The organism is Streptomyces sp. NPDC085927, assembly GCF_044540975.1.
In the GTDB taxonomy this organism is placed as follows: Bacteria; Actinomycetota; Actinomycetes; order Streptomycetales; family Streptomycetaceae; genus Streptomyces; species Streptomyces hirsutus.
Genome location: NZ_JBITSN010000021.1, coordinates 46,940 through 68,384 on the forward strand (window position 1 = coordinate 46,940; position 21,445 = coordinate 68,384).

At 71.1% G+C, this 21,445-nt stretch carries 17 protein-coding genes; 16 read left to right on the top strand and 1 reads right to left on the bottom strand.

Features of this window, described 5'->3' with window-relative positions; all coding sequences use genetic code 11:
• Positions 1-24 precede the first annotated feature (24 nt).
• The 10 genes from ACIF80_RS34095 to ACIF80_RS34140 all read left to right on the top strand — a co-directional run bounded on the left by ACIF80_RS34095 (position 25) and on the right by ACIF80_RS34140 (position 12,611).
• Positions 25-672 carry an isochorismatase family protein gene (locus ACIF80_RS34095; protein WP_399811974.1) on the top strand — a complete coding sequence of 216 codons (648 nt, stop codon included), beginning with the start codon at positions 25-27 and terminating at the stop codon, positions 670-672.
• Positions 669-2,603, top strand: a complete 1,935-nt coding sequence (locus tag ACIF80_RS34100; protein WP_399811976.1) for an anthranilate synthase family protein — start codon at positions 669-671, stop codon at positions 2,601-2,603. Before ACIF80_RS34095 ends, ACIF80_RS34100 begins: the two co-directional genes overlap by 4 nt.
• Before the next feature lie 89 nt (positions 2,604-2,692).
• Entirely contained in the window at positions 2,693-3,289 is a 597-nt protein-coding gene (locus tag ACIF80_RS34105; RefSeq protein WP_399811979.1) for a YdeI family protein, read from the top strand.
• A gap of 74 nt (positions 3,290-3,363) precedes the next feature.
• The gene (locus ACIF80_RS34110; RefSeq protein WP_399811982.1) at positions 3,364-4,671 is read left to right on the top strand and encodes a phenylacetate--CoA ligase family protein; all 1,308 of its coding nucleotides are present in this window, start codon (positions 3,364-3,366) and stop codon (positions 4,669-4,671) included.
• Positions 4,672-4,841: 170 nt separating this feature from the next.
• Positions 4,842-5,906 (top strand): methyltransferase, encoded by a 1,065-nt coding sequence (locus ACIF80_RS34115; protein ID WP_399811985.1) that lies wholly within the window; start codon positions 4,842-4,844, stop codon positions 5,904-5,906.
• Positions 5,907-6,032: 126 nt separating this feature from the next.
• The gene (locus ACIF80_RS34120) at positions 6,033-7,601 is read left to right on the top strand and encodes an aldehyde dehydrogenase family protein (protein WP_399811987.1); all 1,569 of its coding nucleotides are present in this window, start codon (positions 6,033-6,035) and stop codon (positions 7,599-7,601) included.
• A gap of 15 nt (positions 7,602-7,616) precedes the next feature.
• Positions 7,617-8,120 (top strand): SRPBCC family protein, encoded by a 504-nt coding sequence (locus tag ACIF80_RS34125; RefSeq protein ID WP_399811990.1) that lies wholly within the window; start codon positions 7,617-7,619, stop codon positions 8,118-8,120.
• Positions 8,110-9,138 carry a 3-oxoacyl-[acyl-carrier-protein] synthase III C-terminal domain-containing protein gene (locus tag ACIF80_RS34130; RefSeq protein WP_399811993.1) on the top strand — a complete coding sequence of 343 codons (1,029 nt, stop codon included), beginning with the start codon at positions 8,110-8,112 and terminating at the stop codon, positions 9,136-9,138. Before ACIF80_RS34125 ends, ACIF80_RS34130 begins: the two co-directional genes overlap by 11 nt.
• Before the next feature lie 21 nt (positions 9,139-9,159).
• A complete protein-coding gene (locus ACIF80_RS34135; protein WP_399811995.1) occupies positions 9,160-10,248 on the top strand; it encodes a 3-deoxy-7-phosphoheptulonate synthase in 1,089 nt (362 codons plus the stop codon).
• A gap of 26 nt (positions 10,249-10,274) precedes the next feature.
• On the top strand, positions 10,275-12,611 hold the full coding sequence (locus ACIF80_RS34140) for an amino acid adenylation domain-containing protein (RefSeq protein WP_399811998.1): 2,337 nt from the start codon (positions 10,275-10,277) through the stop codon (positions 12,609-12,611).
• Between the two features lie 78 nt (positions 12,612-12,689).
• Here ACIF80_RS34140 and ACIF80_RS34145 read toward each other — a convergent pair whose 3' ends face one another.
• Positions 12,690-13,673, bottom strand: coding sequence for an NADPH:quinone reductase (locus tag ACIF80_RS34145; RefSeq protein WP_399812001.1), 984 nt, complete (start codon positions 13,671-13,673; stop codon positions 12,690-12,692).
• A 195-nt stretch (positions 13,674-13,868) separates the two neighbouring features.
• Here ACIF80_RS34145 and ACIF80_RS34150 point away from each other — a divergent pair, with 195 nt between their 5' ends.
• The 6 genes from ACIF80_RS34150 to ACIF80_RS34175 all read left to right on the top strand — a co-directional run bounded on the left by ACIF80_RS34150 (position 13,869) and on the right by ACIF80_RS34175 (position 21,339).
• Positions 13,869-14,459, top strand: coding sequence for an SRPBCC family protein (locus ACIF80_RS34150; RefSeq protein ID WP_399812004.1), 591 nt, complete (start codon positions 13,869-13,871; stop codon positions 14,457-14,459).
• A 76-nt stretch (positions 14,460-14,535) separates the two neighbouring features.
• A complete protein-coding gene (locus tag ACIF80_RS34155; RefSeq protein WP_399812006.1) occupies positions 14,536-16,107 on the top strand; it encodes a class I adenylate-forming enzyme family protein in 1,572 nt (523 codons plus the stop codon).
• Positions 16,107-17,309, top strand: coding sequence for an FAD-dependent monooxygenase (locus tag ACIF80_RS34160; protein ID WP_399812009.1), 1,203 nt, complete (start codon positions 16,107-16,109; stop codon positions 17,307-17,309). Before ACIF80_RS34155 ends, ACIF80_RS34160 begins: the two co-directional genes overlap by 1 nt.
• Positions 17,306-19,300 (top strand): FAD/NAD(P)-binding protein, encoded by a 1,995-nt coding sequence (locus ACIF80_RS34165; protein WP_399812012.1) that lies wholly within the window; start codon positions 17,306-17,308, stop codon positions 19,298-19,300. The genes ACIF80_RS34160 and ACIF80_RS34165 overlap by 4 nt, the downstream gene beginning before the upstream one ends.
• Positions 19,297-20,727 (top strand): adenylosuccinate lyase family protein, encoded by a 1,431-nt coding sequence (locus tag ACIF80_RS34170; RefSeq protein WP_399812015.1) that lies wholly within the window; start codon positions 19,297-19,299, stop codon positions 20,725-20,727. Before ACIF80_RS34165 ends, ACIF80_RS34170 begins: the two co-directional genes overlap by 4 nt.
• A gap of 27 nt (positions 20,728-20,754) precedes the next feature.
• A complete protein-coding gene (locus tag ACIF80_RS34175) occupies positions 20,755-21,339 on the top strand; it encodes a CGNR zinc finger domain-containing protein (RefSeq protein ID WP_399812016.1) in 585 nt (194 codons plus the stop codon).
• Positions 21,340-21,445 lie beyond the last annotated feature (106 nt).

A 21,445-nucleotide genomic window follows, 5' to 3' on the forward strand; every position in this document is an offset into this window, starting at 1 on the left:
CTGCCCCCGAAGAAAGAGAGGGCCATGGCAATCCCGGCCATCGACTCCTATCCCATGCCGACCGAGGACGGACTCCCGGCGAACGTCGTGGACTGGAGGATCTCCCCCCGGCGTGCGGTGCTCCTGGTCCACGACCTGCAGCACTACTTCCTCCGGCCCTTCGGCACCGGACGCGCGCCGCTGACCACCCTCCTGGAGAACGCCGCCTCGCTGCGCGACCGCTTCACCGAGCTCGGCGCACCGGTCGCCTACACCGCCCAGCCCGGTGGGATGAACAAGGCGGAGCGCGGACTGCTCGCGGACTTCTGGGGTCCGGGAATGAGCACGGACCCGGAACACCGGGCGATCGCCGCTCCCGTCGCTCCCTCGCCCTCGGACCCCGTGTTCACGAAGTGGAGGCCGAGCGCCTTCCACCGCACCGGCCTGCTCGACCTGCTGCGTGAGAAGGGCCGCGACCAACTGGTGATCTGCGGGGTATACGCGCACGTCGGCATTCTGATGACGGCGCACGAGGGCTTCTCCCACGACATCCAGACCTTTGTGGTGGCCGACGCCATCGCCGACTTCACCCCCGAATACCACCGCATGACGCTGGAGTACGCCGCGTCCCGCTGCTCGGCGGTCGTCTCCACACGCTCGGCCCTGGCGATGTTGGAGAAAGACGACCTGTGAGCCACACACTGCTCGAGAGCGTCCTGAGGGACGACCCGCCGCCCTTCGCTTTGCTGTACCGTCCCGGCGCCATCGGCCCCGGTCGTCTCGACCTGCTCGTCGGGAGCACCGGCCGGGTCGACCGGATCGCCGACATCCCCCTGCCGGACGCCCCGTTGCGGGAACAGCACGAGGTGCTTGCGCTGCTTCCCTACCGCCAGATCGGCGAACGCGGCTACAGCTTCCCCGAGGACTTCGCTCCCCTGGTCGTGCTGACGGTCGAGGGCCAGGCCGTGCTGCCGTTGGAGGACGTCCTCGGCAGCCTGCCGGACGTGCCGGCCGAGCTCGGCGAGGCGGGTTTCGAGACCGGCGACGAACAGTACGCGGCCACCGTGCGGCGGTTGGTCGACGAGGAGATCGGCCGGGGCACGGGGGCGAACTTCGTCATCAAGCGCTCCTTCACCGCCGAGATCACCAACTGGTCGAACCGCACCGCGCTTTCCTTCTACCGGAGGCTGCTGGGCCGCGACCCCGGCTCCTACTGGACCTTTCTGGTCCACACCGGGGAGCGGACCTTCATAGGGGCCTCGCCGGAGCGGCACGTCAGCCTCACCGGCGGCACCGTGGTGATGAACCCGATCAGTGGCACCTACCGTTACCCCCCGGGAGGCCCGGACCAGGACGAGGTGCTGGAGTTCCTCTCCAACCCCAAGGAGGCGAACGAGCTTTCCATGGTGCTGGACGAGGAGCTGAAAATGATGGGCCGCGTGTGCGGCCTCGGCGGCCGGGTGATCGGCCCGGCGCTCAAGCAGATGGCGCGCCTGGCTCACACCGAGTACCTGATCGAGGGACGCACCTCGCTGGACGTGCGGGACATCCTCCGGGAGACGCTGTTCGCCCCCACGGTCACCGGCGGCCCGCTGGAGAGCGCCTGCGAGGTGATCGCCCGCTATGAACCCGAGGGGCGCGGCTACTACGCGGGGGTGCTCGCCCTGATCGGCCACGATGCCGCCGGGGGCCGGGCCCTGGACTCCGCCATCATGATTCGGACCGCGGACGTGGATGCCTCGGGGCTGTTGCGGCTCCCGGTCGGCGCCACACTGGTGCGCGACTCCGACCCGGCCTCGGAGGCGGCCGAGACCGAGGCCAAGGCCGCTGGGCTGCTGGAGGCGCTGCGCGGTTCCTCCTCCGGTGGAGACGGTGGGGAGCCGACGGCGATCCCGGACCTCGGCGTGAGTCTCCCGATACGGCGGGCCCTGGCGGAGCGCAACGTCCAGCTGGCCGATTTCTGGTTCCGGTCCCCGGAGGAACGCGGAGGCCTCGACTCGCGGCTTGCGGGCCGGAGCGTCCTGATCATCGACGCCGAGGACGCCTTCACCTCGATGATGGGGCACATCCTGACCGCCCTGGGATGCGAGGTGACAGTACGACGGTTCGACGAGGACGAGCCGTTGGAGGGAAATGATCTGGTCATCGTCGGCCCCGGCCCCGGAGACCCCCGAGACCCGGAACATCCGAAGATCTCCCGTTTGCGGGAGATCACACTGCGGCTGCTCGGACTGGACGTCCCCTTCCTGTCGGTGTGTCTGGGGCACCAGGTCCTCAGTTCGGTGCTCGGCCTGGAGATCGTGCGCAAGCCGATCCCCCACCAGGGGATGCAGCGGAAGGTGGACGTCCTCGATCGGACCGAACTGGTGGGGTTCTACAACACTTTCGCCGCGGTCTGCGCCACCGACCTGCTCACCTGTCCGTTCCGCGGAGGTGCGGTGGAGGTCTTCCGGGAGAGCACGAGCCACGAGGTGCACGCGCTGCGCGGCCCCGGCTTCGCATCGGTGCAGTTCCACCCGGAGTCGGTGCTGACCCGCAACGGCGTGGAGATCCTCCACGACATCATCGACGGCATCCTGCCCCGGGAGCCGGTGGGAGCGGCCGATTCCGGCCTATCGGCCTGAGAACGTCTTTTCATCGGCAGCGCGTTCCACCAGGGTGATCGGCGATCTACCGTCGTTTCCGAAAGTTTCAGAAGGAGCACTGGCACCAGATGACCGATCAGCCCCTCGTCTTCGCCACGGTCGACGAGTTCGCACAATGGATGGAAGAGCATCACCGGACCGCGAGCGAGGTGTGGGTCGCCCTGGCGAAGAAGGGCACGGACGTGCCCTCCGTCACCCGGACCGAGTCCCTGGACGTCGCCCTGTGCTACGGCTGGATCGACGGAAAGGCCAGCTCGGTCGGCACACCGGACGGCTGGTGGGCCCAGCGCTTCACACCGCGGCGGCCCCGCAGTTCGTGGTCGAAGGTCAACTGCACGAAGGTGGAGGAACTCATCCGCACCGGCCGGATGCGGCCGGCCGGTCTGGAGCAGATCGAGCTGGCCAAGGCCGACGGGCGGTGGGACGCCGCCTACGACCCGCCGAGCACGGCCCAGATGCCGGAGGACCTGCAGAAGGCACTCGCCGCCAACCCGGCTGCCGAAAGTGCCTACGCCGCCCTCTCCAAGAGCAGCAGCTACCTCATCCTGCTCTCCCTTCAGAAGGCCAAGAAGCCCGAGACCAAGGCGCGCAGGATCGCGGAGTACGTGTCACGCCTCGCGGCCGGAGAGCCGCCCCACCCGCCGCGGAGGACGAAGGAGAAGTGACCGACCGCTAGGCGGAACGCCCCGCCGCGGCAGTGGCCAGAACACATCCGGACGTCACGAGTCAGGGAGACACCATGCAGCACACACTGCCGCAGCTGGGCGACTGGCACAGTCTCGACGAGCTGCGCGACCTCCAGCTCAAACAGGTGCCCCAGGTGCTGGCCTGGGCGGCGCGCGCGCCCTTCTACCGGGAACGGTTCGGCTCCGGCGCGCCACCGTCCACCCCCGAGGACCTGGCCTCCCTCCCGCTGACCGGCAAACAGGACCTGCGCGACCGGTACCCGTTCGGCATGCTGGCGGTGGAACGGAGCCGGCTGGCCACCTACCACGAGTCCAGCGGCACCGCCGGCGCGGCCACACCGTCGTACTACACCGCCGAGGACTGGATCGACCTGGCCGACCGGTTCGCGCGCAAGTGGGTCGGGCTGACGGCCGATGACACCCTCTTCGTTCGCACCCCGTACGCCTTGATGATCACCGGGCACCTCGCCCAAGCCGCGGCGCGTTCGCGCGGCGCCACGGTCGTCCCCGGCGACTACCGGTCGCTCGCCATGCCGTACACGCGGGTGATCCGGGCACTGCACGACCTGGGCGTCACGCTCACCTGGTCGATCCCCACCGAACCCCTGATGTGGGCCGCCGCCGCCCGGGAGGCCGGCTACCGGCCCGGGGAGGACTTCCCCCACCTGCGTGCCCTGTTTCTCGGCGGCGAGCCGCTCACCCCGGCCCGCCGCAAGCGGATCAGCAGCACCTGGAAAGTGCCGGTCGTGGAGGAGTACGGCTCCACCGAGACGGGCAGCCTCGCCGGTGAATGCCCGGAGGGGCGCATGCACCTGTGGGCCGACCGCCTCCTGTGCGAGGTGTACTCGCCGCGGACCGGGCGGCTGAGCCCGGAGGGCAGGGGCCAGTTCGTGGTGACGCCGCTGTTTCGCGAGGCGATGCCGCTGCTGCGCTACAACCTCGAAGACGACGTCGAGATCTCCTACGAGGCGTGCGGCTGCGGCTGGCATCTGCCCACCATCCGGGTCCTGGGCCGCCCGGCCCTCGAACGCACGGTCGGCGGGCGACCGGTCACCCAGTACGCCCTGGAAGAGATCGTCTTCGGCCTTCCAGCCACGTACGAGGTGATGTTCTGGCGCGCCAGGGCGGAATCCTCCACACTCCACGTCCACATCGAGGTCGCCGAGGCCCACCGGGCCGGGGCCGTCCCGGAACTCACCGCTGCGATTACCCGAGAGCTGGGTGTTCCCTGCGAGGTCACCCCGCTCGAGCCCGGAACCCTGGTGCCGCGGGAGGTACTGACCGCGGTCCCCGACGTGGTCAAGCCACGCACCCTCCTGGGACCGGACGAGGACTGGAGCCAGGCCGCACTGCACCGCTGACGGCTCCTGGACCGGCCCGCACCAGAGGCGGGTCCTCCGCACGCCCGGACCCCACGGCGGCGGGCCCGGTGGCCGGCGGGCCCGTCCCGGGGCGGCACGACCTTCCGGCCAATCAGGAAGCGAAGCGGTCGGCGCGGCGAGTCGTCGTGCTCCGCGAGACGGAGGAAAGCATGTCGGCAACGGACAGCGTCCACAGCGGCCCGAAGGCCGCCTCCCCGGCACCGGACCGGGACCGGATCGCACGCCTGGTGTGCGGTCACATGGCAACCCGCGTGGTGGGAGCGGCGGCCTCCCTGGGCATCGCCGACCTGCTCGGTGACGCCGAGCGTCCTGCCGCCGAGATCGCCGAGGCCGCTGGATGCCATCCTGGCGCCACGGAGCGCCTGCTGCGTGCCCTGACGGCGCTGGAACTGGTGACCGAGTGCCGGCCGGGGCACTTCCGGTTGACACCCACCGGCACGCTGCTTCGCACGGACCACCCGGGCTCGATGCATTCCTTCGCCGGCATGTGCACGGATGCCGCGATGCTGGATGCCTGGCGCGACCTGGACACGGCGGTACGCACCGGACGCAGCGTCTTCGCAGACGTCTTCGGCACCGACTTCTTCGGTCACCTCGCGAATGACCCGGCACTGTCCGAGCGGTTCAACGCCGCCATGCGGCAGGGAACCCGGCTCGCAGCACGCGCCCTCCCCATGGCCTACGACTTCGGCCGGTTCAGCACGGTTACCGACGTCGGGGGCGGCGACGGCACGCTGCTCGCGGCGATACTGCGCACCCACCCCGGTCTGCACGGTGTCCTCTGCGACAGCGCCGCGGGACTCGCGCAGGCGGAGCCGACCCTGTCCGCCGCGGGAGTGGCCGATCGGTGCACAACGCGGGAGTGCGACTTCTTCCGGGAGGTGCCGGCCGGATCCGACGCGTACCTCCTGAAGAGCATCCTGCATGACTGGGACGACGAGCGCGCTGAGCTGATCCTCCGCAACTGCCGCGCCGCGATGGGAGAGCAGGGGCGCCTGCTGATCATCGAGCCGGTCCTTCCCGCCGTCGTGGACCCCTCGTCCGAGCTGGCGTATCTGAGCGACCTCAACATGCTCGTCAACCTTGGCGGCCGGGAGCGCACCCGGGACGACTTCTCCGCGCTGTGTGCCTCGGCGGGCTTCGAACTGGCGGACGTCGTCTCCCTGGCGCCGGCCAGATTCTCCCTGATCGAGGCCGTTCCCTTCAGGCGGTGATCCCGGACAGCCCACCCGAAAAGCAACCCTTATCAAGGGTCCGTTGCTCCCTGCGGGATACCTGCATACCGTTTTCACCGGTAGCAAACAGCGTCGAACATGCCGGAGCGCTCGAAAGGGAAGCACGTGACGACCAGGGTCTATCCCGCCTACATCGGGGGCCGAAGCACCACCGGCGACAGCGGGGGGTACGTGTACACCGTCACCGCCCGGGCCATCATCGAGGACACCTTTCCGACTCTGCGGCTCAAGCGCGACCTCGACTCGGGGAAGGCCGAGCCGGACACAGCCGGGGACGCCGTGGTGGGAGCATGTGCGGTCGCCGACGAGGGCCTCGCGGCACAGGCGCTCGAGGCGGCGGCCCGGGCGGCGCCCCTCTGGGCCCGGGTGCCGCTCTCCGAGCGGCTGGACATCGGACAGCGCATCGCGCGGCGGCTCCAGGAACACCGCGCCCCCCTCGTCGACATCCTGGTCGCCGAAGGACAGCCGCGCATGCTGGCCGAGGCCATGGTCGACGGCATCCCGTCGACCGGCTGGAGCCGGGAGACCCTCGAGTGGTGCGCCGAGCAGATGGAGTTCAGCCGGCACAGCGGCGGCCGCGACATGATCCTGCGGCGCGTCCCCGACGGTGTGGTCTGCATCAACCCGCCCCAGAACGCGGCGACCGTCAACGCGCTGAACGGGCTCACGGCCCTCCTGTCCGGGAACACCACGGTGGTGCGGGCGCCCAGGGGCGTCGCCCTCAGTTGCATGTACACGATGCAGGAGATCGTGGCGCCCGTCCTGGAGGAGGCGGGGGCGCCCCCGGGGACACTCAACGCCTACTGCGGAGCTCCGATGCTCGACGCCTGGCTTGCCAGCGAGAACGTCGACGACATCATTTACTTCGGAGGCAGCCGCAAGGGCCTGGAGTTCGAGCGCGACTGCGTCGCGGCCGGCAAGAAGCCGATCCTGGAACTCGCCGGCAACGACTGCTGTGTGGTGTGGCACGACGCCGATCTGGATGCCGCCGTGGAAACCATCACGCAGTTCTTCATGAACTCCGGCCAGATATGCAATGTGCCCAACCAGGTGGTCGTCCATCCCGCGGTCGCCGACGAACTCCTCCACCGGCTGGTCGCCGCAACGCAGGACATCCGGCCCGGCTTCCCCGACGAGCCCGGCGTGGTGCTCACCCCGGTCCTCGGCGCCGACTGGTTCTTCGGCTGCCTCAGCGAGGCGCTCACGCAAGGCGCGAAGCTGGTGCACGGCGGGCGCCGCCTCGAGGTCGACGGATCCGCGTCCGACACCGGCTTCTTCGTCGAGCCGACCGTCGTTCGCGTCGACGGGCTCAGGGGGGCTCGGGCGCTGTCCGTGGTGCGCGACGAGACGTTCTTCCCGCTGCTGCCGGTCATCGTGCCCGACGCCGCCCCGGACAGCGACCTGTTGGACGAAGTGCTGGCCTTCGTCAACAGCAACGCCTACGGCCTGCGCAACTCCGTGTGGTCCACCGGTTCTGAGACGATCCGCCGCTTCCTCGAAGGCGTCACCAACGGAGGCAACCTGAAGATCAACGACTCCCACAGCGGCTTCCTCCCGTTCCTGCCCAACCAGGGGGGGACCGGTCTCACCGGTGGTGTTTTCGGTGAGGCGAGCCACCCCATGCTGCGTACCACGCACCTGCAGGGCGTCAGCATCATCCGCCCGGCGAACTGACCCGAGGTGACTGCCATGACGACGCGCATCCTGAAGGGCACACTGCCGTGCCCGGCCGCCGAGCTGATGGAACGGCTCCATGACGAACGGGCCTTCCCGGCACACGCGGCGGACATCGTTTCCGTCGAGGACGCGGGAGGCAAGGACCTCTACCGGTGGACCCTGGCCTTCCGGAAGAGCACCGCCCAGTGGGTCCAACGGAGCCGCAGGGCCGTGGACGGCCCCGCACACCGCATCGACTTCGAACAAGTGGAAGGGGACTTCCAGCAATTCGCCGGGGCCTGGAGCTGCGCCGACGCCCCCGGCGGCTGCGAGGTGTCGTTCGAGGTGCGCTTCCGCACCAGCGTCCCGCACCTGGCGGGGGCCGTCGACTCGGCGGTCGGCCGGGTCCTGGTGCGCAGCGCGCACCGGATCCTCACCGCGGTCGGCGGGCCGGTCCGCATCACGTCCGGCGGCCACCACCTGCGCGACCTGCCGGAGGAACTCCTCGCGAGAAGGACGCCGATCGATGCGCTTTGACGACGTCTGGATCGCCGGAACCGGCAGCACGCATGGTGACCTGGTGCCGATCGACAGGGCGGTCGCCGACGGCTCGTACTCGTCCATGGCCATGGAGAGCACGGGGATGCGCACCTTCTCCGAAGCCGGCCAGGTTCCCGCGGAGATGGCCCTGACCGCGGCGCAGGAGGCGCTCAAGGCCGCCGAGGAGAGGGGAGTGCAGACCGGCCAGGACACGCTGCACCTGCACAGCCACGCCAGTTTCCAGGGCATCGACATGTGGTCCGCCGCATGCTGGCTCGCGGGAGAGCTCCTGGGGCCCGAGCTGACCACCATGCCGACGACCGTCGCCGCCTGGTCGAACGGGTCCCTCGCCTGCCTGGACATCGCGGCGAGCAAACTGTCCTTCCAGCCCGACATCCCCAATGCCCTGATCACACTCGCGGACAAGTTCGGTCCTCCCGCGGACCGCTTCCACACCTCCCCCGGCATGGTCTTCGGCGACGGCGCCGCAGCGGCCGTCGTCTGCCGCGGCGGCGGCCGGCTGCGCCTGGTGTCCTGCGTCGCGGAGACGGACACCGTCCTGGGCGGCCTGTCGCGCGGTGACGAGCCCTTCCGCGACGCTCCCGACCCCACAGCGCAGCCGGACATGCGGCGCCGGACACGCGAGTTCCTGGCCGGCGGCCGGGTGTCCCTGCGCGACGTGCAGCACAGGACGACCGAGCGGATCCGCAGCGTCGTCTCGAGGGCCCTGGCCGAGGCGGAGGTGGCCCAAGACGAGGTCGACTGGCTCGTGACGCCGTTCGTGGGCCGGACCCTCTACCGGGACAGCTTTGTCCTGCCCCTGGGCTTCACCCCCCGGCACAACCTTCTCGACCTCGGCCTGACGCGGGGACACCTCGGTGCCTCCGACCAAATCTACGCGCTGGACCATCTGCTGAAGCGGGACCTGCTGGAGCCGGGAGCCCGGGTGCTCGTCATAGGCACCGGCATGGGCTTCACGTTCTCCGCGGCGGTGATCTCGGCGGACAGCGCCTGACCGGGAAGGACTCCATCCCACATGACCCTCCTCCGGACCGCCGACTCACGCATCACCGCGGTCGGCGAACTCATCACACCTGCCTCCCTCAGAGCCGCGGTCCCGATCTCCGCGGCAGCCCGGGGCGTCGTCGTCCGTGCCAGGGAGGACATCGCCCGCGTGCTGCGCGGCGAGGACGACCGCCTCGCCGTGATCGTGGGCCCGTGCTCGGTGGACTCCCCCGACGCGACCCTGGCGTACGCCAGACGGCTGGCCGGCCTGGCACAGCGGTTCGGCGACACCCTCCTGATCGTCATGCGCGTGTACGTGGAGAAGCCGCGCACCCGGCTGGGCTGGAAAGGCTTCGTCAACGACCCGCACCTCGACGGAACGCACGACCTCAACCTCGGTCTGCGCATGTCGCGCGAGCTGCTCCGGGAGGTCCTCGGCACGGGTCTGCCCATCGGCTGCGAGTTTCTCGACCCGCTCACTCCGCGCTACCTCTCCGACGCCGTCTCCTGGGCCTCGATCGGCGCACGGACCGTGCAGAGCCAGATTCACCGCCAGCTCAGCAGTTCGCTGAGCATGCCCGTCGGGATCAAGAACGCGACGAGCGGCCGGGTGGAGGACGCCGTCGACGCCGTCATCGCCGCAGGGCACGGCCACGTCTTCCCCGGCATCACCGACGACGGCACCGCGGCCGCCCTCACCAGCAGCGGCAACCCTGACTGCCATGTGGTTCTGCGCGGGGGCAGCTCCGGACCGAACTACGGGCCGCTCGACGTGGCGGCGGCCCTCGACCTGCTGGATTCCGCGGGCCTGCCCGAGCACCTCGTCATCGACGCCAGCCATGGCAACAGCGGCAAGGACCACGAGCGCCAGCCCCACGTCGTGGCGGACATCGGCGGGCGGATCGCCACCGGGGAGAAGGGAATCGCGGGCGTGATGCTCGAGAGCTACCTGGTTCCCGGACGGCAGGACCTCGTCCCGGGGCGTGCGGACCTCCTCACCTACGGACAGAGCATCACCGACGCCTGCGCGGGATGGGAGGCGACCGTCTCCATGGTTCAGCAACTCGCCGAGTCGGTCGAGACCCGGCGCGCCGCCCGCCCCCCGGCACTTGTCGTATAGGCCCCGCACCGAGAGGAACGATCGTAGTGGCCACGTCCACAAGTCCGACCCTCCCCCTCGCCCGTCCCCCCGGCAGCGGCAGAGCCGGCGAACCGCACCGGAACCTCGTGTCCCTCCCCGAACGGCGCGGAAGGGACACGCAGGAGCTCGTGCTCGCCGCCGTCGCGGCCGTCCTCCACCGGTACACCGGTGAGGAACGTCCGGCAGTCGGGCGGAGGACGCCGAGCGGGACCGAGGCCGTCGAGCTGGAGTTGTCGGCCGACCTGACGGCCGGGGAACTGCTCGCTGCCGCGGCCGCCGCGCGCGGACGGCCGTCCGGTGACCAGCCGCTCCAGGCCCTGGTGTGCGCCCCGGGCGAGGAGGCACCGGAGCAGCTCGCGGCACTCACCGTGCTGACCGGAACAGATAAGCTCCAACTCCTCATGCGACGGGAGGAGTTCGACTCCTTCGCCGCCGCCCAGTACGCCCGCCACCTGGAGCAGGTCCTCAACGCCCTGACTGCCGACCCGGCCGTCACCGTGCGGGAGCTGCCGCTGCTGACGGCGGAGGAGACGCACCGGGCCCTGGTCGAGTGGAATCGGACCGAGGAACCCGTGCCTGCCCCCTTCTTCCACGAACTCGTCGCCGAGCACGCACGGCGCACCCCCGACGCGGTAGCGGTGGCGATGCCCGGTGAGCGGGTGACCTACCGCGAGCTCGACGACCGCGCCAACCAGCTCGCCCGCCGCATGGCGTCCATGGGCATCCGCCCCCGCGACCGGGTCGGTGTCTGCTTCCCCCGGGGCGCCGACAGCCTGATCTCCCAGATCGCCTGTTTCAAGCTGGCGGTCGCCGCCATTCTGCTGGATCCCGGGTTCCCCGTCGAACGCCTGCGCTTCATGATCGAGGACTCCTCGGCTTCCGCCGTCCTCAGCCTCGCCGAGCACGAGGAGGCGGTGTCCGGGGCGTGCCCAGTGCTTTCGCTCGACACCGCCGACTGGCGCGACGAGCCCACGGACCCGGTCCACGAGCCGGTGACGGCCGACGACATCATCCACGTCGGCTACACCTCGGGCTCCACCGGCACGCCCAAGGCCGTCCTGGCCCGCTTCGGCGCGGCTCGCAACCTCATTCACAGCATGCGCGACCTGTGCGGCATGGACGGCGGAACCCAGGGCACCTGGCTGGCCGCCCCCGGCTACGGGATGGTGCAGGTCGAGTGCTTCCCCGTGCTCGCCGCGGGCGCCACGGTCCACATCCCCGAGGCCCCGGTGGTGGCGTCGCCCCAGCAGCTGCAGGAGTGGTTCCTGGAGCACCGCATCACCACCACGCTGCTCATGAAGCCGATGGCGGAGAAGCTGTGGACCCTCGATTGGCCCGAGGGCACTCCGCTGCGCACCATCAGGGTGTGCGGCGAGCGGATCCACACCTGGCCACCTCAGGACCTCCCGTTTCACCTGATCAACCTCTACGGCTCCACGGAGGCGACGACCGCCGCCGGCTGCGACATCACCGAACTCGGCCGCCGGTTGGGCGAGGAGGGCCGGGCGCACCGTCTGCCTCCGATCGGACGCCCCATCTGCAACGTGAGGATCTACGTGCTCGACGAGGACCTGCGTCCCGTTCCTCCGGGCGTGGTGGGCGAGCTGTGCATCACCGGCGAGGGACTGTCCGCAGGCTACCTGGACCGGCCGGAACTCACGGCCCAGCGATGGATCGACAATCCGATAGCTCCGGGCAGCCACCCCGTGATGTACCGGACCGGAGACATGGCCCGCTACTGCCCGGACGGGAGCATCGAGATCGTCGGGCGCAGGGACAACCAGATCAAGGTCAGCGGCAACACCGTGCACCTGGGCGAGATCGAGGTGGTCCTCGCGGCCCAGCCCGGAGTCCGCCAGGCCGTGGTCCTCCCCCACAAGGACAGCCACGGGGACGTGCGGCTGACGGCCTACATCGAGCCGGCGCCGGGCGTCGTGCCCTCGGTCCGGGACCTCCGCAGGGCGCTGCGGCTGAGACTTCCGGCGTTCATGGTGCCGGGCTCGTACGTCGTCGGCGAATTCGCCACCGCGAGGAACGGCAAGATCGACCGGGCGGCACTCCCCGAGCCCCCCAGGACCCGTCCGGACGTCGACAGCCCTTACCGGGAACCGCGCGACGACATCGAGCGGGCACTGAGGGGTCTGTGGGAGGACATCCTCGAACTGCAGGGCGTGGGCGTCCTCGACAACTTCTTCGAGCTGGGCGGGGACTCGCTCCGTGCGGCCCGGCTGACCGAGCAGGCTTGCCGCTTCTTCGGGGTCGAACTCGCACTCGGCGACCTGTTCCACGAGCCGAGCATCGACCGGATGGCGACGCTCGTGAGAACGGCCGTGCGGGGCTGACCGGCCGGAGGGAGTTCGGATGCCGCGCGGCCGGGAGTCTCCACGTGACCACGTGGGGACCCCGGCCGCGCCGTCCGGTCAACCCATCTCTGTGCGCAGCACCACGCGTCTCCCCCGCAGCATGCCTTCCTCCATCTGCCGGTGGGCCTCGCCGGCCGACGCCAGCGGCCGGCTCACCACCTCCCGCGGCCGCAGCCGGTTGGCGGCCAGCAGCCCGTTGATGACGCGCGCCGCCTCGGCGAGTTCGGCTGAGGTTGCGTGGGAGATGACAAAGCCGCGGACCGAACCGTCCTTCATGTAGAGGTCGCCCGCCGGCAGCACCGGCCGGGTCCCGGCGCCGGCCAGCAACACGACGCGGCCGCGGGGCGCGAGCAGAGAGACGGCCCGCTCCAGCTCGTTCCGGCCGGAGGTGTCCAGGTGGAGATCGACGCCGTGCGGTGCGGCCTGCACGATGCGCTGCTCCAGATGCGGGTCGGCGTAGTCGAGGACCTGCCCGGCGCCGAGCGAACGACAGTGGCCGGCGTCCTTCGCGGCGGCCGTCGCGACGACCCGGGCCCCGGCCCGGACGGCCAGGGTGACCAGCGCGCTGCCGACGTTGCCGGCCGCCCCCTCCACCAGGACCGTCTCACCCGCGCGCAGGTTCCCGTGCGTGAACAGCGCCAGGTATGCGGTGGCCGCCGGGTGGAACACGGCGACCGCCTCGTACGGATCCGCCTCCGGGGGCAGGTGGTAGAGCCGGTCGGATGCGACGACGGCCCGCTCGGCCGCGGCGCCCTGCCGTCCGCCGTGTCCGAGGCTGTTGCTCCACACCAGGTCTCCGGGAGCGAACCCCGCCGCGCCCTCGCCCGCCCGGGCAACCCGCCCGACCAGGTCCCGGCCGACCACGAAGGGGAAGGCGACGTCGGTGCGGAACCGTCCGGACCGCACGAAGGTGTCGACCGGATTGACTGTCGTCGCCAGGACGTCGACGAGGACGTCGGTGGGGCCTGGACGGGGGCAGGAGAGCTCGCCGAAACGGATCTCCTCCGGCGGGCCGAACCGTTCGACGTAGGCAGCACGCATGGGCCCGAGTGTGGCATCCCCCGGCGCTCCCGGATGACCCGTCTGCTTCGCACTTTGAGCAGAAGCTCTAATCACTGCCCCACCCTCTCGAATGCGCTACCGGCTTAACTGGAACAGTGGTAGCGGTCTCCCGTGTCGGCCGCACCGCTCCGCACCTCAGCAGGACACCATCCCTCACAGAAAGGGCCGGAGAGCATGGCAAAGGCAACCACCGCGGGAGACACCTCCCCAGCGTCAGCCGGATCCGCGGGGCAGGAACCGCTGTTCCAGCTTTCCGCCAGTGTGCACGTCACGGCACCTCCGGAGAAGGTGTACGCCCTGGTCAGCGACATGGAGCGCAGCAGGGAGTGGAGCCCGGAGTGCACGGGTGGCTCATGGAGCTCCGGCCTTCCCGGCACCGTGGGGGCGGTCTTCCGCGGCGAGAACCTGCGCAGCGGTGACGTGGTCGCCTGGGCACCGGTGGTGCGCGGCACGTGGTTCACCGAGTGCGAGGTGATCGCCGCCGACCCGGGCCACACCTTCCAGTGGTCCATGCGCAACTCCACGGGTGTGAAGCAGGACAGCGTCTGGGCCTACGACATCGAACCGGCCGACGGCGGCAGCACCCTGACCCACCGCTTCCGTATGGGCTCGGCCACCGAGGGAATCCAGGGCATCACCGCGGAGATGGACGACGAGACCCGGAAACGGTTCTTCGCCGAATGGAGCAACAAGCTCGCCCTCGACCTCCTGGTCACCCTGAAACGCATCAAGCGCGTCGTCGAGGGCCCCACCCGCGAGGGCTGATCCCTTGCGGGGGCCGCCCCCGCCCCGGCTCGGCCTCCGCCCTCTCCCGCCGGCTCGACCGAACGAAGGACCGACCATGCTCCTGCAGCGCATCGGAAACCGTGGAATCCGGCTGGGCACGCTCCTCGAGCGTGCGGCGGCCCGGCACCCGGCGAACGTCCTGATACTCGACCACGACCTCGACGTCGCACCCGCCCTGGGCCGCCGCGCCACCATTCCCGAGGTCGCCGACCTGGTGGACGACCTCGCGGCCCGGCTTTGGGCGGCGCGCGTCCGTCCGGGGGACCGCGTGGTCGTGTACAAGTCCAACGGATTCGACATCACCCTGCTGGCCTTCGCCGCTTCCCGGATCGGCGCCGTGCCGGTGCTGCTGTCCCCGATGCTCGACGAGGCCGCCGCGGCCGAGCTGATGGCCCGTGCCGAACGGCCGTTCCTGATCACCGATGCGGCCAGGTTCAGCGCGCTGCCCGAGACCGTGTCCGAGGGGATCGAGCGGCTCATCCTGACCTCCGGAAGCCACAAGGACGCTGTCGAGTTGGCGACACTCGCCGGTGCGCCGCGGGTGCCCGCCATCACCATGCCCCCCGACCACCCGGCTCTCATCACTCACACCTCGGGGACGACGGGCGTGCCCAAGCTCGCGGTGCACACCAGCCGCACTCTGCAGGCCCGCTACCGGCCCCAGGCCGCCGCCGTCGCCGGTGTGCTGCCTGGCCGCGAGACCGTTGCGCTCCACGTGTCGTTCGTGCACTCCCGGCTGATGACCGCGCTGGCCATCTCGTTGCTGCGCGGCTTCCCCATCGCCGTTCTCTCCGACTCCGACCCGGAGCGGGCGGCCGAACTCTTCGCGCGGCTGCGTCCCGGCGTTCTGGAGGCGCACCCCAACTCGCTGATGGAGTGGGAGCCGCTGGCCGACGACCCGAGGCGACCACTGGCCAACGTGAAGCTCTTCAGCGCCACCTTCGACGCCGTCCACCCCCGGACCGTACGGCGGCTGCTGGGTGCCTCGCGCCGCAGGCTCCCCCTCTTCGGCCAGTTGTACGGGCAGAGCGAGGTCGGCCCCGTCGTCGTGCGCGCCTTCACCCGAGGACGAGCGCCCGACGCCGACGGCCGCTGCGTGGGACGGCCGTTCCCCGGCATGACCGAGATCCGGGTGGTGAGCAGGAACGACCGACCGCCGTCTGCGGAGAACCCCGGGTACATCGAGGTCAGGAGCGACGGCAGGATCGTCACCTACTTGAGCGAGCAGCAGCGCTACGACGCCCAGGTCTCCGCCGGCGGCTGGTGGCGGATGGGCGATGTCGGCTACCGGACCAAATGGGGCTGCATACACCTGCTGGACCGTGAGGTCGACCTCATCGAGGGGTTCGGATCCACCCTGGCGGCCGAGGACACCCTGTTCGGCAAGCTCGACCAACTCGCTGAGGTGGTGATCGTCCCGGGCCCGACCGGCACGGCCGTGCCCGTCGTGTGCACGCGGGACAGCAGACCGCTCGATCTGGATTCATGGCGTGCCGCGGCCGCGTCTCTGCCCCCCATGGCCGATCCGGTGCAGTGGCGCATCGAGGACCTCCCGCAGACCGCCACCACCAAGATCAAGCGTCTGACGCTGGCCCGCATGCTGGCCGACGGCAGCAGGGAGGCGTGATGGCGGTCGTCCTCATCGCAGGCGGCGGCATCGGAGGCCTGGCCACCGCCTTGGCCGTGGCGGGCAGCGGACACCACGCGGTCGTGCTGGAGCGGGCCGACCGGTTCGCCGAGATCGGTGCCGGCATCCAGCTGGCTCCCAACGGGCTGCACGCCCTGGACGCCCTGGGGGTCGGCGACGCGGTCCGCGCCACGGCCGTACACATGGACGAACTCCGGTTCATGGACGGCGTGACCGGCGAGCATGTGACCAGCCTCGAACTCACCAAGGGCTACCGGGACCGCTTTGCGAGCCCCTACGTCGTGGTGCACCGGGCCGAGCTCCACAGCGTGTTGCTGGAAGCCTGTCGCTCTTCCGGCTCCATCTCCCTGGTCAGCGGTTCGGCGGTCGACGGCTACCGGACGGTGGACCATCGCGTCTCGGCCAGGCTCACGGACGGCAGGATGATGACCGGTGATGCGCTGATCGGTGCCGACGGCATCCGTTCAGCCGTCCGCCGCCGGCTCCTCGGTGACGGTGAACCGCGTGTCTCCGGCATCACCGTCTACCGGGCGGTCATCCCCATGAACGAGGTTCCCGAGGATCTGCGGTTCGAGCGGTCGGTGGTCTGGTGGGCGGGCCCCGGCTGCCACCTCGTGCACTATCCGATCGCGGGCGGGAGTCATCTCAACCTGGCCGCCAGCAGCGATGACGGGACCACCGAGCCCGTCACCTCGGTCCCGGTCGGCCGGGACCGGGTGCGGCACGAGTTCGGTGCGCTCGGCCGGACCGCCCTGCGGCTGCTGGAGCTGGGCCGGGACTGGAAGACCTGGACACTCGTCGACCGGGACCCCGTCGGCACCTGGACCGACGGACGGGTGGCGCTGCTCGGCGACGCCGCCCACCCGATGCTGCACTACGCGGCCCAGGGAGCCTGCCAGGCGATGGAGGACGCCGTCACCTTGGGCGCACTGCTGGACGGTGCCGGGGAAGCGTCGCTCCCCGGGCTGCTGGCCGAGTACGCGCGGGTACGCCGCGACCGCACCGCGCGGATCCAGCTCGCCGCGCGCGACAGCATCCGGCTGTGGCACCCCGCCGGCGCGGCGGCACGGGACAGGAACACGATGCTGTCCGCCCTGCCGCAGCGGGCGTTGCAGGACCACGTGGCGTGGATGCACGGTTTCCGCGTCTCCGGAGCCGACCGCGCGGGAGCCACCCTATGACCGACGACCGGCTCGTCGTCTGCCTCGTGGGAGCGGGCCCGCGCGGACTGTCCGTGTTGGAGCGGCTGTGCGCCAACGAGCGAGCCGCACCCTCGCACGGGGAGGTCGTCGTGCACGTCGCCGACCCCGCCCCCGCGGGGGCAGGGGCGGTCTGGCGCAGCGACCAGTCCCGGCACCTGCTGATGAACACCGTGGCGTCGCAGATCACCGTCTACACCGACGCGAGCTGCCGTATCGCCGGGCCGGTCGAGCCCGGCCCCTCCCTGTGCGACTGGGCCCAATCCCTGGTGCGTTCCGGTGGATCGGGCGGCCACGACGAGCACACGCTGGCCGAGGCCCGTTCCCTGCTGCCCGACTCGTACCCCACGCGGGCCTTCTACGGCTGCTACCTGCGCTCCGCTTTCGAGCGGGTGGTCGCGGGCGCCCCGGACCACGTCACCGTGCGGGTGCACGGCTCGCGGGCGGTTGCCCTGGCCGACACGCACGGCTTCCAGGGCGGGCCTCAGGGCGTACGCCTGGAGGACGGCACCCGGTTGCACGACCTCGACGCGGTGGTGCTCAGCCTCGGTCATACGCCGGCCGCCCCGGGGCCCCGGGAGGCCCGGGTCGCCAGCCTGGCCCGCATCCACCACCTGCTCTACTTCCTCCCGGCGAATCCGGCGGACCTGGACCTGAGCGGGATCGAGCCCGGCGAGAACGTCCTGCTGCGGGGCCTCGGCCTGAACTTCTTCGACCACATGGCACTGCTCACCACCGGGCGCGGCGGCCGCTTCGTTCGGGAGCCGGACGGTCGGCTGTCCTACCTGCCGTCGGGCCAGGAACCGATGTTGTACGCCGCTTCCCGGCGCGGCGTCCCCCACCACGCCCGGGGAGAGAACCAGAAGGGCGCCCACGGCCGGCACGTCCCCGTCCTGCTGTCGCCGGAACGCGTCGCCATGCTGCGGCGACGTGCCACCGAGCGTGGCCGCCCGCTGCGCTTCTCGAGGGACGTGTGGCCGCTGATCTCCTGCGAGGTCGAGACCGTCTACTACACCGCGCTGCTGCGGCAGCGCGGCCGGGAGGCCGGGTGCGCGGCGTTCGTCCCTGCTTTCCAGGCGGCGTGCCTCCAGGGCGATCCCGGCCCGGTGCTCGACGCCCACGGCATCGAGCCCGCCACCCGCTGGGACTGGGAACGCCTCGAACGTCCCTGCGCGGACCGGGTGTTCACCGATCGCGAGGACTTCCAGGCATGGCTGCTCGAGTACCTGGAGCGAGACGTGGCCGAAGCCGCCCTGGGCAATGTCGACGGTCCGCTCAAAGCCGCTCTCGACGTCCTGCGGGACCTGCGCAACGAGATTCGCCTCGCCGTCGACCACGGCGGCCTGGAGGGCGACTCGTACCGCGCCGAACTACGGGGCTGGTACACCCCCCTGAACGCCTTCCTGTCCATCGGGCCACCCGCTGTCCGCGTCGAGCAGGCGATGGCGCTGATCAGGGCCGGTCTGCTGACCCTCACCGGGCCCGGAACCTGTATACGCCTCGACTCCGAGGCGCCCTCCTTCGCGGCAGAATCGACCGAGGTCCCCGGGCCGCCGGTGCGCTCCAGAGTCCTGATCGAGGCCCGGCTGCCGGAGCCCGACCTGCCACGCACGGAGGACCCTCTGCTGCGGCACCTGCTCAGCACCGACCGCGTCGCACCGTACCGTATGCCCGACGAGCGGGGCGGCTGGTACGAGACCGGCGGCCTTGCCGTTACCGAACGGCCGTACCGGGTGATCGACGGTCAGGGCACCGCGCATCCGCGCCGCTTCGCGTACGGCGTGCCCACCGAGTCGGTGCACTGGGTGACGGCTGCGGGCGCGCGTCCCGGCGTCGACTCGGTGACCCTCGCCGACGCCGACTCCATCGCCCGCGCGGTGCTCGCCCTGCCGGCCACCGGCCGGATCTCCTCGCGGTTCCGGAGCACCTCCCGCGCGTCCTGCGACGCGAAAGTGAACGGAGTGATCGTATGACCATGTCCGACACGGGGCTGCTGTCACCCGTACGGGCCGGGACTCCCGTCGAGGTCGCCGTGTGCGACCGGGCCTGGCTGCAGGCGATGCTCGATGCCGAGGCCGCCCTGGCCCGCGCCCAGGCCCGCGTGGGAAGCCTGCCCCCGGCGGCGGCCCGGGCCATCACCTCCGCAGCCCGATCGGAGCGGATCGACCCGCGTGAGATCGCCGTGGCCGCACGCGAGACTGCCAACCCGGTCGTCCCCCTGGTACGGGCCCTGACCCGGCTGGTGGCCGAGGAGGATCCGCGGGCGGCCGAGTTCGTCCACTACGGCTCGACGAGTCAGGACATACTCGACACCGGCGCCATGTTGGTCTCGGCCCGCGTCCTGCGGATCGTCCGGGCCGATCTGGAGCGCACGGCCGGAGCCCTCGCGAAGCTGTCGGCGGAGCACCGCAACACTCCGATGGCCGGGCGGACGCTCGCGCTCCACGCCGTGCCCACGACGTTCGGCCTCAAGGCCGCGGGCTGGCGGCAGCTGGTGCTGGACGCCCACCGCCGCGTGGACGACGTGCTGGAGCGGGGACTGCCGGTCTCACTGGGCGGATCGGCCGGCACCATGGCCGGCTATCTGGAGCATGCCGCGCCCGGCGGGGCGTCCGCCGGCGGCGGCCTTGCCGACCCGGGCGTCTATCTGGAGGCTCTGGTCGACGCGTACGCTGCGGAGACGGGCCTCGCCCGCACGGCGCTCCCCTGGCACGCGCTGCGCACCCCGCAGGCGGATCTGGCCGGTGTCCTGACCTTCGTGACGGGCGCGCTGGGCAAGGTGGCCGTCGACGTGCAGTCCCTGGCGCGGACCGAGGTCGCCGAGGTCGGCGAGCCCGCGGTGGCGGGGCGCGGCGTCTCCTCGGCCATGCCCCACAAGCGCAACCCCGTCCTGTCCACGATGATCCGCGCCGCGGCCCTGCAGGTGCCGTCCCTGGCCGCCGGCCTGGCCCGCGCTCTGGTGTCGGAGGATGAACGGTCCGCGGGGGCCTGGCACGCCGAATGGCTGCTGCTGCGGGAGTGCCTGCGCCTGGCCGGAGGCGCCGCGCACACGGCGGTGGAGCTCGCCGAGGGCCTGGTGGTGCGCCCGGAGCGGATGTTCCTCAACCTCGGGGCGACGAACGGCCGCGTGGCCGGCGAGCGGATCGCCGCCGTCCTGACCCCTGCCCTTGGCAGAGCCAGGGCCAAGGAGCTGCTGACCGAGGCTTCGCTCGTGTGTGAGGAGACCGGACGGTCACTGGTGGCCATCCTGGCCGACCATCCGGAGGTCTCCCTCCACCTGGACGGGCCGACGCTGGCGGAGCTGTCGCGCGCGGCCTCCTGCACGGGGGGTGCGGGGGTCCTGGTGGACCGGGCACTCGGCGGTGAGACGGCGCATACCCGTCCACTTGACGACCACTGAAGTACTGACGCCGGTATGGTGGGTGACGTGCAGCGACGCGTGGATGTGCGGCAACCCGGGGACCGGGCGGTGGCTCCGGGGAGGCTCGCCCTGGTCCAGGACTTCGTCAACAGCGTCAACGTGGAGTTCGGACCCGACGAGTTCGCGACAGCCGAGGGGTTCCACTCCTGGATGGAGCACAACGGTTTCCCCCGGCTACAGGCCGATCCGGATGAGCTGGACCGCCGCACGGCCGTGTTGCTGAGGGAGGGGCTGCGGTCCCTCCTGCGCGAGAACAACGGCGCAGAGCCCGATCCCCGGGCGCGTGCCACGGTCGAGCACATCGCGCGGGACTGTCCGGTGGTGGCGGCGTTCGACGGTCCCGCGGGGCGGATGGAGATCAGGCCGGCCATGAACGACGTGCGCGGGGTCATGGCCGCCGTCCTGGCGTCCGTCGTGCAGTCCGTCTACGACGGCACCTGGGAACGGCTCAAGGCCTGCAGGGAGCATCGGTGCGAGTGGGCGTTCTACGACCGGTCGCGCAACCGCGGGAGCCGTTGGTGCTCCATGGCAGTGTGCGGGACGCGGTCGAAGATGCAGACGTACCGCCGGGCGAAGCAGACCAGGGCGTGACGTCCCGGTCCGCTTCGCCCGGCTCTCCGCCCGGGGGCCGGGAGTTCGTGGACCCTGATGCCCGCTTCCTTCTGCGCCTCTCGGGAGCGCCGTGTCCAGGCGGGAC

Bases quoted from the DNA above. Each gene is read 5' to 3' on its own strand.
- ACIF80_RS34110 (WP_399811982.1), top strand. From the start codon at position 3,364: ATGCAGCACACACTGCCGCAGCTGGGCGACTGGCACAGTCTCGACGAG.
- ACIF80_RS34150 (WP_399812004.1), top strand. From the start codon at position 13,869: ATGGCAAAGGCAACCACCGCGGGAGACACCTCCCCAGCGTCAGCCGGA.
- ACIF80_RS34145 (WP_399812001.1), bottom strand. From the start codon at position 13,673: ATGCGTGCTGCCTACGTCGAACGGTTCGGCCCGCCGGAGGAGATCCGT.
- ACIF80_RS34135 (WP_399811995.1), top strand. From the start codon at position 9,160: ATGACCCTCCTCCGGACCGCCGACTCACGCATCACCGCGGTCGGCGAA.
- ACIF80_RS34155 (WP_399812006.1), top strand. From the start codon at position 14,536: ATGCTCCTGCAGCGCATCGGAAACCGTGGAATCCGGCTGGGCACGCTC.
- ACIF80_RS34105 (WP_399811979.1), top strand. From the start codon at position 2,693: ATGACCGATCAGCCCCTCGTCTTCGCCACGGTCGACGAGTTCGCACAA.
- ACIF80_RS34095 (WP_399811974.1), top strand. From the start codon at position 25: ATGGCAATCCCGGCCATCGACTCCTATCCCATGCCGACCGAGGACGGA.
- ACIF80_RS34125 (WP_399811990.1), top strand. From the start codon at position 7,617: ATGACGACGCGCATCCTGAAGGGCACACTGCCGTGCCCGGCCGCCGAG.
- ACIF80_RS34170 (WP_399812015.1), top strand. From the start codon at position 19,297: ATGACCATGTCCGACACGGGGCTGCTGTCACCCGTACGGGCCGGGACT.
- ACIF80_RS34165 (WP_399812012.1), top strand. From the start codon at position 17,306: ATGACCGACGACCGGCTCGTCGTCTGCCTCGTGGGAGCGGGCCCGCGC.
- ACIF80_RS34115 (WP_399811985.1), top strand. From the start codon at position 4,842: ATGTCGGCAACGGACAGCGTCCACAGCGGCCCGAAGGCCGCCTCCCCG.
- ACIF80_RS34130 (WP_399811993.1), top strand. From the start codon at position 8,110: ATGCGCTTTGACGACGTCTGGATCGCCGGAACCGGCAGCACGCATGGT.
- ACIF80_RS34160 (WP_399812009.1), top strand. From the start codon at position 16,107: ATGGCGGTCGTCCTCATCGCAGGCGGCGGCATCGGAGGCCTGGCCACC.